Raw genomic sequence first — 16,486 nt, forward strand, 5'->3', positions numbered from 1 at the left:
TTATGAGTAAACACACATTTTGGATGATCATCGGATGCGGGCTTCCGCTGTTGCTGCTATTTCTTGCACCTGTTATCGGGCTTAGCAGTAATATCGCCATTTTCATTTTTATCATTGCTATGTTCGCCTGTCATCTGCTGATGGCGAAAAACATCACGGACATGACACTAACAAGCCAAATCAACACAAATCATAGAGGAGAACCCATGAAAAAATTAAACATTAAAAAACTCGGATTGGCCTTCGGTTCTACGACAGCGATCCTGTATCTGGGGTGTGTTCTGTTAATGATCATCGTAGGACAGGAAGGAACTGTTGCCTTCTTTAATACACTCCTGCATGGTTTCGATACATCAGCCATTATCCGGATGGATATCCCCTGGTGGGAAGCTGTGATGGGAATCGTTCAGATATTTATTTTGGGATGGTTAACGGGAGCACTTGTAGCGGCAATTTATAATGTTGGATCAGATCCAAATATAGAATGAGTCTTATCAATAAATCAGAAATTACATGTCCTAATTGCGGTTATAAGAAAACTGAGGTGATGCCAGTGGATGCATGTCAGTTTTTCTATGAATGTGAATCATGCCATACCATTCTGAAACCTGAAAAAGGCGACTGCTGTGTGTTTTGCAGTTATGGAACGGTTCCTTGTCCGCCGGTGCAGAAATCGAAAGGCTGTTGCTGATCAAGCCTAAGTCCAAATTTAATCCGGCCTGATTACTTCTAAAAATCCAATTAATCAATAACCATTACACTATTAACCATGTTACCTGACTGGATACCCAACATACACCCGTTCGTTGTTCACTTTCCCATTGCTCTGCTTGTCATAGCCGTTCTGTTTGATCTGGCCCGACTCTGGTTCAGGGAACAGAGCTGGCTGCAAAATGCAGTGATTACACTATATACACTGGGAACCGTTGGTCTGATCGCCGCATTTCTTTCCGGCCGGCAGGCGGTGGAGACCGTCTCCGTTACCGGTGATGCCGTTCCGGTTGTCACCTCCCACGAAGACTGGGCACTCTACACACTGATCTTTTTCGGAATATTCACCGCCATCCGCCTCTGGACCTGGTGGAAGGAACTGGAAAAAGGCTGGGTGCTTCCCGCACTGATTGTGCCTGCTTTGATTGGTACAGGAATGCTATGGTACACGGGTGAACAGGGAGCCAAACTGGTATATAAGCACGGTGTGGCTGTGGGCGAAATTGACCGGCTTGGTCAGCAGATTGAAGAGCTTGAGCAGCGACTTGCCGGATTCCGGGAAGAAGCCGGGCCTGAAATGCGGGATGACGGCTCATGGATCTGGAGAATCGGTGCCGGTGCAGACCAGGTAATCACTGAATCTTTCAGCACCGAAGGTGTGGAAACTGTTGACGCTTCAACCGGACGGGATGATGGACGTATTCACCTCGAACTATCAGCCACAGATGAAAAGGCGTTTCTTTATACCGAAGGCGATCTGAGTGCTGTCGATGGACGTGCTGAAGTTAATCTGACTGATTTCAATGGCGAATTTCTGCTGATCCATCACTTTACCGATAGCGAGAGTTATCAGTATATCCGAATCTCAGGATCTGAACTTCAGCAAGGCCAAATAGTAAATGGATCAGATAATGTTCTCGGTGCAGGCCGGGTTGAAACCGGTGGATGGACAACGTTTAGGGTAACTGCTTCTGGTCAACATTTTTACGGGTATCAAAACGGAAATACCATCGTCCATACCCATGCTGATGAGATGGAAGAAGGAAGAACTGGCTTTGCATTTACCGGTTCCGGAAATATTAAAATTCGGCTGATTGAATTTACTGCGCTTTAACTCAGGAATCTATCTGCATCTACAAAAGTCTGTTTTCGAAATACTATGAATGTATAGAGGGGCATAATTGTACTATTGGTAAATCAAACAAAATCATAAATTATGTCCTATACAGTCAAAATTAAAGACATTCAGAATATTACGCACGATGTAAAACAGCTAACGTTTGAAAAGCCGGGTGGATATGAATTTTCACCGGGGCAGGCTACAGAAGTGGCGATTGATAAAGAAGGATGGCGTGATGAGAAACGCCCATTTACTTTTACTTCCCTTCCCAAAGATGATTACCTGGAGTTTGTGATTAAAATCTATCCGGAACACGACGGGGTGACGGAACAAATTGGAAAACTGGAACCCGGGGATAACCTGATGATCGGTGATGCGTGGGGTACGATTCAATATGATGGTGAAGGTGTTTTTCTTGCCGGAGGTGCCGGCGTGACGCCATTCATCGCCATACTCCGTGATCTGCACGAAAAAAGTGAAATTGGAGATAATCACCTCATTTTTTCAAATAAATCACCTAAAGATGTAATTCTGAAAGAAGAGTTCGAATCGATACTGGGTATCCAATTTACCAGTCTGGTAACCGATGAATTCTCCAAAGATGACCTGTTCCTGGATGGCTATATTGATAAAGATTTTCTCAAAAAACAGATTACCGATTTCGAACAGCCGTTTTATGTTTGTGGACCTAAAGAATTCAATGAAGCGATGATGACCTACCTGAAAGAACTTGGTGCGGATCCCGATGCTCTTGTGTTTGAGGAGTGATCTCAGCATTTGCTCATTTATTCAAAAAAATCCTTTTTAAAATTTAAAAAGTGAGCATCAAAACGGGGATTTCCCTGCCATTGACGCTCACTTTTTGTATGTTCCATACACCATTAGGGGTGCCCCGTTCTCAGGGGCTGAAATAATACCCTTATCACCTGATCCGGATCATACCGGCGGAGGGAAATGGATTGATTCGCTCATATTCTTTAGTGAGTGAGTGAACCTGTTTTCTCTTCCCGCCCGTTGTGACCGATCTCGATCTGAAATTATCAAAAAAACTGCACAGCCATGAATGAAGCTGAACGTACATCAAACCACCTGCAAAATGTGAGAGAGACCGGGCCGCTGGTCCACAATATTACCAACTATGTAGTGATGAACAATACCGCAAACGCACTGCTCTCGCTGGGTGCTTCCCCTGTGATGGCGCATGCCAAAGAAGAAGTCGCCGACATGGCAGCCATCGCCAGTGCACTGGTTATCAATATCGGAACGCTGAGCCCGCACTGGGTGGAGGCAATGGAGATTGCGATGAAATCAGCCGCTGAAAACGGCGCGCCAATTATTATTGACCCCGTAGGTGCAGGCGCAACACCGTATCGCACAGATACGCTCAAGAAATTGATTGGTGCTACTTCGCCGGATATCATTCGGGGAAATGCATCTGAAATCGGCGCACTTTACACTGCTGATGTAAAAACAAAGGGTGTGGACAGCACACAGGAGAGCCACTCATCGGTTAACGCCGCTCACCACCTGGCCGGGGAATATAGCTGCGTGGTGGTTGTAAGCGGCGAAACAGACTATATCGTTTCAGAAAATGAAACGCGGACCGTACATAACGGGCATTCGCTGATGGGCCGCGTGACCGGAATGGGGTGTACAGCTTCGGCGCTCATCGGGGCGTTTGCCGGTGCGGGAATTGATCCCGTAGAAGCGTCACTCTCTGCCATGCGTGTGATGGGCATTGCCGGTGAGATGGCTGCTGAAAAATCGGCCGGCCCAGGCTCATTTCAGACCCACTTCCTTGATGCACTCTACGTATTGGACAACCAGGGAATAGAATCGCGACTGAAACCGGAGGAAACCCATGCGTAAGGCCGACCTGAGCTTATACCTGGTAACCGACCGGGAAATGATGAAAGAGAACAGTCTGCCCGAACTGGTGCAAATAGCAGCGGAAAATGGAGTAACGACAGTTCAACTTCGGGAAAAGAACGCTTCAACCCGGGAATTTATCCGGCTGGGATTTGAGCTGAAAAAAGTACTTGATCCGCTTCACATTCCTCTGATTATAAACGATCGGGTGGATGTTGCATTAGCGGTAGACGCAGCGGGCGTTCACCTCGGTCAGAACGATATGCCCGTGAGCATCGCGCGAAATCTTCTCGGCCGGGATAAAATCATCGGACTATCGGTGGAGACGGAAGAAGACCTGGAAACGGTGGATGCACTCCAGCCGGATTACCTGGGTGTGAGCCCTATATACAGCACGCCTACAAAAACCGACACCAAACGGGAGTGGGGACTCACCGGACTGAAAATGATCTCGGAGAGAACCAGTTATCCACTTGTTGCGATCGGCGGAATAAACATCGGAAATGCACAGTCCATATTGAAAAATGGAGCCGATGGACTGGCAGTTGTATCAGCAATTTGCGCTTCTGAAGATCCCGGCTGCGCCACTGCCGAACTCCGCAAACAAATTGATGCGATAATCAAACCTCAGGCGCATGGAATTTGATCTAAACCCTGAGTTCTATTTTAAGATGGAGTTAATTCGTGACTGATACTGTCAAGAAAGGAGATGCCTATAAATCGGCGCCTAATTAATATAAGTTTGTGAGTTAAATTTGAGCACCTGGTCTTTTTGACCCACCCCCGGCCCCTCCCTATGTCGCAAATACACTCCATATGGAGGGGAGCGCAATAAAATATTGATAGCTTGTTTAAAGTATTTAGGTTCTGAGAATTCAGTTAATGCTTTTTAACAGCCTCGGGGTAGTTCATTATGAAAGAGATCATTTCCATGCAGTCAATAACCTTTATAAATACACGAGACAATTATTGTGAGCGATAAATCACCTTTTAAAGGTTTCGATTCCCTTTCCGAACTCGGTGAGTTTGGTTTTATTGATCAGGTTGCGGCTCTTTTCGGCACGGAGAACAACTATGGTGAAACCGGGATCGGGGATGATTGCGCGGTATTGCCGTATGGCGAAGGAACGTCGCTGCTGGTCACAACCGATATGCTTATTGAAGACCGCCATTTCCGGCGTGAATGGATTTCACCGGAGGATCTCGGGTATAAATCCCTGGCAGTGAATCTGAGCGATATCTCAGCGATGGGCGGCAAACCGCTTTACGCATTTCTGAGTATCGGGTTGTCGGATGACCTCTCTGTTTCATGGATTGAAAAGTTCTTTCGCGGCACTCAGGAATTGACCCAATTGCACGATGTGCAGCTCATGGGGGGCGATACAACAAAAAGTCCCGGTCCGGTTGTGATAAACTATACCATTATCGGGGTGATGCAGACAGATTCAATCCTTTGGCGATCAGGCGCGAAACCGGGTGATCACATCGCGGTACTGGGCAATCCTGGGGAGTCCGGCGCCGGGCTGAAATTGCTTCTGGATGGCGCTCCTGCAGACGGTGAGGATGAACAGAAATTGATCAGCGCACATCATCGTCCCCAGCTATATGTTGAGGAGGCACAATTTTTGGCATCGTTTGGCGGTGTGAACTCTATGATTGATCTTTCAGACGGAATAGAGTCAGATGCACGTCATATTGCACAAAAGTCTGGCATCACGCTGCAAATGAAAGTCGATCAGATTCCCATCTCCCCAACCCTCCAACGGGTTTGTGATACCCGATCCTGGGATCCGCTGGAGCTGGCCGTTGCCTCCGGTGAAGATTACGGACTGCTGTTTACAGCAGGTGGAGAAAAAATTGATCATCTTCAGCAGGAATTCCACCAAAAATTTGGGTACAGTTTCATAACGATCGGTGAAGTAACCGAAGGACCAGCCGAATTACAATGGATGAAAAACGGTGAGATGGTTGATGTTGGGAAGAAAGGATTTGATCATTTTAAAAGTGAAAAGTGAAAAAAATGCCATGTTGCGAAGCTCTGCTTCGCAACGAAGAACAAGTCAGCTCTGCTGACGAATAGACGAATAAAGGAAAAGAAATCAGAAACTCTGCCTGAGTACGTATTACAAAAAACAATAAAGAAATTTAACCATGAGCCCAAAACAGTACACAAAAGCACTCACCATCGCGGGATCAGACAGCGGCGGCGGAGCGGGAATACAGGCCGACCTGAAAACCTTCTCCGCACTTGGATGTTACGGGATGTCGGTAATCACAGCGATGACGGCACAGAATACGCAAACGGTAGCGGGAATACAGGCTGCGGAACCGCAATTTGTGGCACAGCAAATCGATGCGGTGCTGGATGATATCGGGACCGATGCGATCAAAATCGGGATGCTCTTTTCCGCGGAAATTATTGAAGCGGTGGCGGAACGGCTGAAAGCGCACAAATCAGAAAACATTGTGCTCGATCCCGTTATGATTTCAAAAAGCGGGGCTCAGCTGCTTAAAGAAGACGCCATTGAGACGATGGTGAAACAACTTTTTCCGGTTGCTAAACTAATCACGCCAAATAAACCGGAAGCGGAAAAACTGACGGGAATCAATATCGAGACGGACAACGATATCAAACATGCCGCCGAAATTCTGTTCGATACCGGCGCCAAGAGCGTTCTGATCAAAGGAGGGCACCTGAAAGGAAAGCAGTCCAAAGATATGCTTTTTTGCAAAAACGGCGGGAAAACCGACACCTATGTTTTCGCATCAGCCCGGATCAATACAAAAAACACGCATGGAACCGGGTGTACCTATTCATCGGCCATCGCATCCTATCTTGCGCACGATTGTGACCTGGAGAGTGCTGTGAAATTTGCCAAACAGTACGTGAAGGGCGCGATTGAGGACGGGGCAGCCTACAAAACCGGATCGGGTCACGGTCCGTTAAATCATTTTTTTAATGTGTGGAATCGGTGAAAAATCCGGACTGCTTAACCACCTATCCTCATCAAACAAACAACTAATCAACAGTTATCTAAAATGTCATTTACCAATTCGCTTTGGGAGAAGATTTCACCGATCTACAAAGAAATCCTGAATCTGCCTTTTAACAAAGAACTCACGGTGGGTACGCTTTCAGAGGACAAATTCGCATTTTACATGAAACAGGACGCACTCTACCTGGCTGATTTTTCAAAGGCATTGGCGATTGCCGGCGCGAAAAGTCAAAATGCTAAGGAGCTGAAAGATTTTCTCGATTTTGCCACCGGCGCCGTGGTGGTTGAGCGGGCACTTCACGAAAGCTTTCTTCAAAAATTCGATACCCACATCGATGTGGGTAAATCACCCGCCTGTTTTTCCTATACGCATTTTCTTCTCTCAACCGCATCTCTTGAGGATTATCCGGTGGCGGTAGCCGCGCTGCTTCCCTGCTTCTGGATCTACCGCGAGGTGGGGCTGCATATTCATGAGCGATCTGCCGAAAACAATCCCTACCGGGAGTGGATCGATACTTACGCAGGCGAGGATTTCTCCGAAAGCGTTGATCGCGCAATTGAGATCACGGACCGGGCTGCCAAAACCAGCTCAGAGCCCGTTCGCCGGCGGATGACGCAAGCGTTTATTGATTCCACAAAAATGGAGTGGATGTTCTGGAACTCGGCGTACAAAGTTGAGCAATGGCCGGTCTGATTAAACCGCTGAGACGCTGAGTCGCGGATATAGTCGTAGCGCGGCGTCGCTGACCCACGTACTGATTTTATAAAAACACGGAATGTCTATTGCCAGCAATCAATCAGGACGCGAGACTGTCCAAAAAGAGGACGCCCATTATTCAGTGCCTAATTAATTTAAGTTTATGAGTTGAATTTGAGCACCCGGTCTTTTTGACCCACCCCCGGCCCCTCCCTATGTCGCAAATACACTCCATATGGAGGGGAGCTCAATAAACCATTCTTAGCCTGCTTAAGGTATTTAGGTTCTGAAAATTTAGTTAATACTTTTGGGACAGCCTTTCACGCTGATTACTCTATTTCAGCTCTTATCGAATCTAAGCTCTTGTTCTGATCCTCAATCAGATCATAATCTTGGCAGGTCAGCGACCTGCGCTACGCTGATGACATTGACTTCGATATTCAGTTTATTACAGTGGACACACAATCGAATTCAGCTGACTAAATCATCATCCTATGAAAAATCCACTGATACTTTTTCTGCTCTTACTGCTGATTCCGGGGACGGTTTTTTCGCAACAGGTTTACCTGCTGTATGATGAATCCGTGCCGCAGGCAGCCTACTCCGCCGATCGTCTCGGCAGTGCACTCTCCGATCAGGGCTACTCAATATCGACAAACCGATCGGAGTACGATCTGCTGATAAATATTGGCGTGAATGAAGTGAACCTGGATCCGGAAGCGTTCGAAATCATCCCTGAACAGGATCGGTTTCTTACCATTTACGGCGGGGATGAAGCCGGAATGGTGTATGGCAGTCTTGCTGTTGTGGAGAGGCTTGGAAACGGAGTGGCGCTTCAGGATATCGAACGGATCAAAGAATCTCCAAAATTTTCGTTCCGGGCAATTAAGCACAATATGCCCTGGGATACTTACCGGCCCAGCATGGCGCTCGATCAGCACTACGATACGGCACGCGAACTCGACTACTGGGAAGCCTTCCTGGATATGATGGCCGAGAACCGGTTCAACGCACTTTCTCTGTGGATGCTTCATCCCTTTACCTATATGATCATGCCCGAGAATTTTCCCGAAGCAAGCCAATTCAGTGAGGAGGAGCTGGATGAGTGGAGGGAACTGTTCAGCGGAATTTTCGGGATGGCTAAGGCCCGGGGAATCGACACCTACATTGTGAACTGGAGCATTTTTGTGAGTGAGGAGTTCTCTAAAGCGCACGATGTAGCCCACGATAATTTTTATCCCCATTATTATGTGGAAGGAGATACCACCGAGATTGTGAAAAGGTATACCCGCGAGAGTGTTACGCAGGTACTCAATGAATATCCCGATCTATCCGGCTTTGCAATCTCCCACGGTGAAGGAATGGCCGGTATGACTCCGCAGCAGCGGCAAGACTGGATGGATGAAACCATGATCGAAGGCATGCGGCTGGCTGACAGACCGGTAAAATTTATCCACCGGGTGCCGTTTTCGGCCGGTACGGGTTCTGAAGGTTCCACCAGTGAGCATGTTGAAAAGCTGACCCGCGAAGCGATGGAGAAACTGGACTATTTTGATGGCCCGATCTGGGTAGAAATGAAATTTAACTGGTCGCATGCGCACTCCACACCGGAACTGGTGAAGGTGCATGGCGGGGAGCTGGGTGATACCTATTTTGAGCCTGAACCGGAAAATTACAAAATCACCTGGATGGCTCGTAACGAGGATTTCTTTGCCCTGCGCTGGGGAGTACCAGATTTCATCCGCGCTCATATTGAAACCAATGACGCCTCATACATTGGCGGCTATTTCATCGGGTCGGAAACCTACATTCCGGCTAAAGATTATTTTACCAAAATTGATGATCCGGTTGATTGGGATTATGCATTTCAGCGGCAATGGTTGTTTTACAAGCAGTGGGGCCGCCTGCTTTATGATCCGAAAACTCCGGATGATGTATTCGAGAGAGAGTTCATCCGCCGTTACGGGGAACGCGGCGAGAACTTGCAGGAGGCGTTTGCACTGGCTTCATCCACGCCGCTTCGTCTGGCTTCGGCGTGGGATTTGCGCTGGGATTTCACGCTCTATAGTGAAGGATTTTTGTCACTGAATGAAAACGAAGACGACTACGAATCCTCCACCATGGATTACATTTCGGTAGACCGATTGATCAGCCGCCCGCCGCTGGATCCAAATTACGTATCGGTGAAAGAGTACGTGGAAGCGAACCTGTCCGGTGAATCATTTGGTGATGATGCCATCACTCCAACGAGACTAATCGACATGCTGGAAGAAGATTGCCGGCGTGCACTGGAACTTGTTGAAGGTATCGATACGGAGGACAATGCTTCTCTTATGTACGAAGTATCGGATGTGAAAACCTGGGCGTACCTCGGGCTGCATTTTGCGGATAAGCTGAAAGGAGCCATTGCATTGGAAACATTTCGGCAGCAGGGCGGTGAATCGTATCAGCAGGAAGCTGTCGGGCATCTTGAAAACGCCCTTGGCCACTGGGATGAGGTGGTGCGTATCACACGCCCTATCTATAAAGATATGCACCTGACCCACTACATGGGCGGCGGTTTTGACCGTGATGATGAACGCCTGTTTCACTGGGAGCACATTCGCCCCGAGGTGGCTGAAGATGTGGAAATTGCCAGGAATGCCGCAGCTGGGGAAACAGTTAGAAACGGAGATTAGTGAGTTGGTGAAGTTAACAAACCTGAAAAGGAATCAAGAGTTCACCATAAACTTCACTATTTTGATGCGTTTACTGAACCGAATCTATTAGAATGAACCTCCGTCAAATTGAAATTGTAATCCCCGAGGATGAAAGAGACTCCTGCAGCGAGCTTCTGTCTGATGAATCGGTTCTTCACTATTGGCGGTCGAAATCAGAAGGTTCCGGGTATATGCTTAAGGTTCTTGTTGAAGCCACTAAAGCCGAGCAGTTTTTGGATAAGGTAGAGCAGATGTTCGACAACCGTGATGACTTTCGGCTGGTGATGGTTTCCGTGGATGCAACGATTCCAAGGATTAAGAAAGATGAGGAAGAAGAGAGTGAGGAGAAGAAGGAAAAGGATAAAACATCGGATAAACCCTGGGAAAAACCGCTGCAGAAGGGTATACGAGTAAGCCGTGAGGAGCTTTATTCCGATATAGCTGGAGCAGTTGAACTCACCCGCGTCTACATGGCGCTTGTTATCCTTTCAACTATCGTAGCTACTTTTGGAGTATTACGCGACAACACGGCTGTAGTTGTTGGCGCGATGGTTATTGCGCCGCTGCTTGGACCAAATGTGGGACTTGCGCTCTCATCTGTCCTGGCGGATTTAAAACTTGGTATTGAATCATTAAAATCGAACATTACTGGTTTATTGGTTGCACTGTTTATCTCAGTAGCGTTTGGCGTGTTTATGGATGTGGATTCTGAGATTTACCACATCGCCAGCCGTACAGAAGTTCATATGTCCGATATTGCACTGGCCCTCGCATCAGGGGCGGCTGGGGTACTTGCTTATACAGTAGGTATGTCCACGGCTGTCATCGGCGTGATGGTTGCTGTTGCACTGCTGCCGCCATTGGTAGTGGCCGGGCTTCTGCTGGGCGATATGCAGCTTGATCTCGCCTATTATGCACTGCTCCTCACTCTAACGAATGTGATCTGCGTAAACCTGGCGGGAGTGGCAACATTTATACTACAGGGAGTCGGCCCGCGTACCTGGTACGAAACGAAGCGGGCTAAAAAAGTAAACCGCATCGTTCTGTTTATCTGGATCTTGCTTATTATTATTCTGGGTGCGGTGATCTATTTTGCCTGATTCAGGAGAAATCTGAAACCTGATGGAAAATTTATCCGGGGAAGAGTGCTTATAAAATCGTTCTCTTATACGATACCGGTACTTTTCAGAAGTCCCGCCCCCCCCTTTTTCGCACATTTCGTTCAGTCAGAGTCTTTATCTGCCAGTTCGAGCCACTCCATCGTTTTTTCGTCAATCTGATCGGATAGCTCTCCGTAACGAATGGACGCATCACGAAGTTCATCCCCCTCCAGGGTACCACCGCCCATTTTCTCTTCAAGTTCAGATTTGTCCTTTTCAAGAGCGTGAAGCTGTTTCTCCAGTTTTTTTAGCTCTTTCTGCTCCTTATAGCTCAGTTTGCTCTCCTTTTTTTTGGGTGCAGCAGGTTTTGTTTTTGGCTTAACCGTCTTTTTCTTCTCCCGTTCTATTTTACGCTGTTCAGCCTCACGCTGCTCGCGAAATTCACGATACTCCATATACGTGCCATGGTGGTCGTGAATCACGCCATCACCTTCAAATACAAAATAGTGCTGCACCAGTTTGTCCATAAAAAACCGGTCGTGAGAAACTACAATCAAACAGCCGCCAAAATTGACCAGGAACTCTTCCAGTTTCTGAAGTGTCATCAGATCCAGATCGTTTGTAGGCTCATCAAGAATGAGGAAGTTCGGATTTTTGATGAGCACCATCATCAATGCAAGCCTTCGTTTTTCACCGCCGCTTAATTTATGAACCGGTGTGTACTGAAGTTTGCCGGGAAACATAAAATGTTCCAGAAACTGCGAGGCAGAAATCTGTTTACCATCGGAAAGCTCAATCACCGAAGCCACCTCTTTCACCACTTCAATCGGCCGCAGGTTTTCATCAAAATTAATTTCCTGCTGGCGGTAGTGCCCAAATTCAATCGTTGCGCCCGTGTTAATATCACCAGAATCGGGATCTTCTTCGCCCGTAATGATTTTCAGAAATGTACTTTTCCCTACACCGTTTTTCCCAATAATACCAATCCGCTCGCCCTTATTGAACGAATAAGAGAATTCATCCAGAATTGTGAGATCCCCATACGATTTAGAGATTTTTTCAAGCTCCAGAACCTGCCCGCCGATCCGCCGCGAAGAAACATCCAGTTCCAGCTCGGCATCATCTCCGCCGGAATTGGCTTTCTTTTCGGTTTGATAAAAGGCGTCGATACGCGATTTTGACTTACTGGTCCGCGCTTTGGGCTGCCGCCGCATCCAGTCGAGCTCCTTTTTGTAGAGCTGACCCGCTTTGTGAAGCTCCGCCTGTTCCTGAGCCTCTCGTTCCGCTTTCTTCTGCAAATAATAGGCGTAGTTGCCGTTGTGGTGATAGAGATACCCGGCATCAATTTCAAGAATATGGTTACACACACGATCGAGAAAATAACGGTCGTGTGTCACCATCAACAGCGTTACGTTGCTTTTAATGAGATAACTTTCCAGCCACTCGATCATATCGAGGTCAAGGTGGTTAGTCGGCTCATCGAGGATGATCAGGTCGGGATTGTCGATAAGTACAAACGCCAGTGCAACACGCTTTTTCTCGCCGCCGGAAAGGGTGGCGATCGATCGGCTCAGATCGTTAATATCCAGTTTGCCGAGAATCTGCTCCATTCGCTGTTCAAAATCCCAGGCGTTAGCCGCATCCATGGCAGCCGTTGCCTTCATATATGCGTTTTGAGTCTCTTCGGTAAAATCCTCAGCCTGTTTTTCCACAGCCTCTTCATACCGTTTGATGATCGCTGTGACATCGGAATCTCCCTGAAGGATATACTCCCGGATGGTCATTTCCGGATCAAGCCGCGGCTCCTGCATCAGGTAACCGATCCGGATATCGTTCTGGGTCATCACCTCACCGGAATCCTGGCTTTCTTCTCCCGCAATAATTTTTAGCAGAGTCGATTTTCCGGTTCCATTCGGGGCAACCAGCGCGGTTTTATCTCCCTTGGAGAGCCCAAACGTAATATTTTCAAAAAGGAATTTTTCACCAAAACTTTTGGAGAGGTTTTCAACGGAGAGATAAGTCATTCAGGAAACAAAATTGTGAATCTGGATTGATTTGGAGCCGGTAAATATAGGGTGATTTTCTTTCAACTCATGATTTAAGTAGAAGAGATATTTAAAAAGCGTTACAGCTGACGAATAATCTCACCACAGTTCATCATTCGGTCACCGTGATACGGATTCCGGATCTGCTCTTCTCTGCTGAGCCAGTCTGCTGATCCGTCGCGCACCATAGGGCAGCTTTGGTGGTAGATCGTATATCCCACCGGATTAAACGACTCCACCATCTGGATCATCGCGTTGGATATGCGTTCAAAATAGAATCGCTGATCATCTACATCACTCTCCCCTGCGAGATTTGCGGTCTCGGTGCGAATAACCTGTGCAATTCCCAGCCATAGTCCCCGGTTTTCAGCTTCAAGAACTTCATCCATAACGTTATACGTTTCAGCCGAAAGCTGCTCTGCTTTTTCGGCACCCTGTTCACTATCTGAATCAACAAGTGCATTTTTCAGGTCAAAATAGCGGGTAAGCACGGAATCCATCTCCATTCTGAAATTGTATGGGAGGTCGGAGGCTTGCTGCTGCTGAAGCTCCATCTGGCGCTGCTGCTGTTGAGTTTGTTCCTCCTCCGTTGGGCCACACGCTGCCATAACCAGGATTCCAAGTAAAAACAATATCAGGCTTTGAAGTCTCATAAACAGGGTTGGTTAATTTCTTTCAAGACTATTAAGATAAGGATTCCACAGCGATTATTTAAAAATGGAAAAATGCTCGACAGACGGTAAAAAGTAATTAGAAGTTTAATGAACAGATACAGAACCAAAAATTTTTTGTGTACTGACTTAAATTCTATATTCTGATGGGGGCAGCAAAAAAACTTGAGTTAATTTCGTTCAAATGCCTTTTTGCTCTCATTTAAATGCTAAGTTTATCTGATCGATCTGCCATTCATAAAACGAATAACGATATGAAAATTCATACTATCACAACGGTTTTAACGGTACTTTTATTTAGTGTATTCAGTGCATCTTCGGCTTTGACCGGCCCCGACAAAACTTCAGGGGATCATAATTCTAATGAAGAGGAAACCCGGCACCTGGCGCTTGTGGCCGGATCTGCAAGTCACGATACAGGCCAGCATGAACACCGGGCAGGCGTACTGCTGATGGAACGGTGCCTTGCAAATGTCGATGGACTTGAAGTTAGCACACATTTTGAAGGGTGGCCGGAAGACGAATCGATTTTTGAAAATGCTGATGCGGCGCACTTTTTTATGGATGGCGGCGGAGGACACCCGATCGTTCAGGAAGATCGCCTGGATTTGATTCAACAGTATGTGGATAACGGAATAAGTATCGGTGCGATGCACTACGGAGTGGAAGTGCCGGCTGAAAATGGCGGTGATCATTTCCTGGAGTGGATCGGCGGATATTATGAAACGGATTACTCGGCCAACCCGATCTGGGAAGCGGAGTTTGATAACCTTCCGAATCATCCCATCATGCGCGGAGTGGAGCCTTTTACGGTAGAAGATGAGTGGTATTTTAATATCCGTTTCCGGGACGATATGGTTGGTATTACGCCGCTCCTGGTAACCAAACCGTCAGACGAGACAAGAGATGGCCCCTACGTATGGCCGCACGGTCCGTACGATCATATTGTGGAACGGAAAGGCGAAAGTGAAGTCCTTTCATGGGCAGTGGAAAGAAAAGATGGCGGACGTGGTTTTGGTTTTACAGGCGGGCATTTTCACAATAATTGGGGCAATGACGGATTCCGGACATACATGCTGAATGCACTGGTTTGGCTGAGTGGTGTTGATATTCCGGCTGAGGGTGTGCAGTGTGCGGTTTCGGATGCTGACCTGGAGGAAAATCTCGATCACTAAAGGCGGGTTCTATTCCCGGCCGGGGATCTCTACTTCCTTGCCTAATACATCCTGCACGTAAAAAATCCCTACAAAAACCATAGCAACGACTGCAAGCGGCGTGGCAAGTATAATGCCTGCGATACCAAATACAAGCCCAAATGCAACTACAGAAAGAATAACCAGTGCAGGCGGTATTTTAACCATTTTTTTCTGAATGATGGGAGTGAGCAGGTTCCCTTCAATTTGCTGTACGACCAGATATAAAAGAACAGTGAATAGAGCCGTCTGCGGACCATCGGAAAAAGCCAGCAGAATAGCCGGTATTGATGCAATGATCGGACCGATAATTGGCACAAAATCGGACACTCCGGCGATAAAACCAAGAATAAACGGGAGCGGCACACCAATAATCATCAGCCCTATCGTGATGGCTATCCCCACAAAAATCATCGCCATAAACTGACCGGTCAGCCACCGCCATAACGCATTTCCGGCAGTATCAAAAGCTTCCAGTACCCTGTCGGTTTTACTTTTTGAAAAAAGCAGGGCGACACCTTTTTTATAGATCGAAGGGTTTATGGCAAAAAATATCCCGATCATTAAAGTCAGGCCCAGCTTACTGAGCACATCTAAAAATGTGGTCCCAAAGTCGAAAATCATCCCCCCTGCTCCTTCCGGAAGCTCCGTTTCACTCTCTCCGTTCTCATCATTCTCTTCGGAATCAGATTCAGATTCGGAATCAGATCCGTTTTCACTGCCGACAATCTCTTCACCCATCGGCCAACCTCTTATGGTTTCCCGAAGTTCAGAAATCTGCTCCGGAAGTTTTTCGGTCAGTTCATCAAACTCACTGACAATCTGTGCTCCGAACAGAAAGCTGAAACCAGCAAACAGGATCAGTAGTGCTGTACCTACAGATACAAGCGACCATGTTCTGCTTAGCGGTGTTTTGTCCTGAACAATAGCAGATAATCCCCCCAGAATAATTGCCAGAATTACCCCGGCGAACGCCATCAGAAGTGCATCTTTGATCTGCCAGATGAAAAGTGTAACAGCAAGTATTGCCAATACAACAAGTGTGTATTTAGCTACACTACCCGATGTTAAAGATTTTTCGTTTTGTCCGGGTTGTGTCATAAAAATCCATGTAAAATCGTACTAATACGACTGTTTTGAGATGATTTCTTCAGACGGCTTTAATTCTTTGCAATGATGTAAACTGCGTGAATAATTCCGGGGATATAACCCAGGATAGTTAGTAAAATATTCAGCCAGAACGCTCCGGCAAGGCCCACTTCTAAAAAAACTCCAAGTGGCGGCAAAAGAATTGCAATAATGATTTTTAAAATATCCATAGATAAAATTCCTCTCGTATAATTAAATATTGCCGGATTTTTTACAAAAAAATGCACCTTAAAGAA

16 protein-coding genes and 1 riboswitch are annotated in these 16,486 nt (G+C 46.9%); of the genes, 12 read left to right on the top strand and 4 right to left on the bottom strand.

Annotation, left to right across the window (positions count from 1 at the left end; all coding sequences use genetic code 11):
• Positions 1 to 2: 2 nt before the first annotated feature.
• From DYD21_RS21185 to DYD21_RS03385, 11 genes are all read left to right on the top strand, one after another.
• Positions 3 to 488, top strand: coding sequence for a DUF5676 family membrane protein (locus DYD21_RS21185; RefSeq protein ID WP_199535452.1), 486 nt, complete (start codon positions 3 to 5; stop codon positions 486 to 488).
• Positions 485 to 691 (top strand): GDCCVxC domain-containing (seleno)protein, encoded by a 207-nt coding sequence (locus DYD21_RS21415; protein WP_116032326.1) that lies wholly within the window; start codon positions 485 to 487, stop codon positions 689 to 691. The genes DYD21_RS21185 and DYD21_RS21415 overlap by 4 nt, the downstream gene beginning before the upstream one ends.
• Positions 692 to 769: 78 nt before the next feature.
• Positions 770 to 1,825, top strand: coding sequence for a DUF2231 domain-containing protein (locus DYD21_RS03345; protein ID WP_116032330.1), 1,056 nt, complete (start codon positions 770 to 772; stop codon positions 1,823 to 1,825).
• A 102-nt stretch (positions 1,826 to 1,927) separates the two neighbouring features.
• On the top strand, positions 1,928 to 2,599 hold the full coding sequence (locus tag DYD21_RS03350) for an FAD-binding oxidoreductase (RefSeq protein WP_116032334.1): 672 nt from the start codon (positions 1,928 to 1,930) through the stop codon (positions 2,597 to 2,599).
• 105 nt (positions 2,600 to 2,704) lie between these two features.
• A riboswitch (TPP riboswitch) is annotated at positions 2,705 to 2,801 on the top strand.
• A gap of 89 nt (positions 2,802 to 2,890) precedes the next feature.
• Positions 2,891 to 3,700: a hydroxyethylthiazole kinase gene (thiM, locus tag DYD21_RS03355; RefSeq protein WP_116032337.1), complete on the top strand. Its 810-nt coding sequence runs from the start codon at positions 2,891 to 2,893 to the stop codon at positions 3,698 to 3,700.
• Complete coding sequence (thiE, locus tag DYD21_RS03360; RefSeq protein ID WP_116032340.1) at positions 3,693 to 4,346, top strand: thiamine phosphate synthase; 654 nt, start codon at positions 3,693 to 3,695, stop codon at positions 4,344 to 4,346. Before thiM ends, thiE begins: the two co-directional genes overlap by 8 nt.
• A gap of 325 nt (positions 4,347 to 4,671) precedes the next feature.
• A complete protein-coding gene (gene thiL, locus DYD21_RS03365; protein WP_158551395.1) occupies positions 4,672 to 5,715 on the top strand; it encodes a thiamine-phosphate kinase in 1,044 nt (347 codons plus the stop codon).
• A gap of 136 nt (positions 5,716 to 5,851) precedes the next feature.
• Complete coding sequence (thiD, locus tag DYD21_RS03370; RefSeq protein ID WP_116032348.1) at positions 5,852 to 6,676, top strand: bifunctional hydroxymethylpyrimidine kinase/phosphomethylpyrimidine kinase; 825 nt, start codon at positions 5,852 to 5,854, stop codon at positions 6,674 to 6,676.
• 63 nt (positions 6,677 to 6,739) lie between these two features.
• Positions 6,740 to 7,390, top strand: a complete 651-nt coding sequence (tenA, locus tag DYD21_RS03375) for a thiaminase II (RefSeq protein ID WP_116032351.1) — start codon at positions 6,740 to 6,742, stop codon at positions 7,388 to 7,390.
• 497 nt (positions 7,391 to 7,887) lie between these two features.
• Entirely contained in the window at positions 7,888 to 10,071 is a 2,184-nt protein-coding gene (locus tag DYD21_RS03380; protein ID WP_116032355.1) for a hypothetical protein, read from the top strand.
• A 92-nt stretch (positions 10,072 to 10,163) separates the two neighbouring features.
• Complete coding sequence (locus tag DYD21_RS03385) at positions 10,164 to 11,192, top strand: TIGR00341 family protein (RefSeq protein ID WP_116032358.1); 1,029 nt, start codon at positions 10,164 to 10,166, stop codon at positions 11,190 to 11,192.
• 122 nt (positions 11,193 to 11,314) lie between these two features.
• On the opposite strand, the gene DYD21_RS03390 is transcribed toward DYD21_RS03385, so the two are convergent.
• Positions 11,315 to 13,216, bottom strand: coding sequence for an ABC-F family ATP-binding cassette domain-containing protein (locus DYD21_RS03390; RefSeq protein WP_116032362.1), 1,902 nt, complete (start codon positions 13,214 to 13,216; stop codon positions 11,315 to 11,317).
• Positions 13,217 to 13,317: 101 nt separating this feature from the next.
• A complete protein-coding gene (locus tag DYD21_RS03395; RefSeq protein ID WP_116032365.1) occupies positions 13,318 to 13,890 on the bottom strand; it encodes a DUF3347 domain-containing protein in 573 nt (190 codons plus the stop codon).
• 272 nt (positions 13,891 to 14,162) lie between these two features.
• Between DYD21_RS03395 and DYD21_RS03400 the strand changes: the two genes are divergently transcribed.
• Positions 14,163 to 15,083 carry a ThuA domain-containing protein gene (locus DYD21_RS03400; RefSeq protein ID WP_116033450.1) on the top strand — a complete coding sequence of 307 codons (921 nt, stop codon included), beginning with the start codon at positions 14,163 to 14,165 and terminating at the stop codon, positions 15,081 to 15,083.
• 9 nt (positions 15,084 to 15,092) lie between these two features.
• Here DYD21_RS03400 and DYD21_RS03405 read toward each other — a convergent pair whose 3' ends face one another.
• Both DYD21_RS03405 and DYD21_RS03410 read right to left on the bottom strand, forming a co-directional pair.
• Positions 15,093 to 16,202 carry an AI-2E family transporter gene (locus DYD21_RS03405; protein ID WP_116032368.1) on the bottom strand — a complete coding sequence of 370 codons (1,110 nt, stop codon included), beginning with the start codon at positions 16,200 to 16,202 and terminating at the stop codon, positions 15,093 to 15,095.
• 59 nt (positions 16,203 to 16,261) lie between these two features.
• Complete coding sequence (locus DYD21_RS03410; RefSeq protein WP_116032371.1) at positions 16,262 to 16,420, bottom strand: YqaE/Pmp3 family membrane protein; 159 nt, start codon at positions 16,418 to 16,420, stop codon at positions 16,262 to 16,264.
• Positions 16,421 to 16,486: the final 66 nt, after the last annotated feature.

Source organism: Rhodohalobacter sp. SW132 (genome assembly GCF_003390325.1).
Lineage (GTDB): Bacteria > Bacteroidota > Rhodothermia > Balneolales > Balneolaceae > SW132.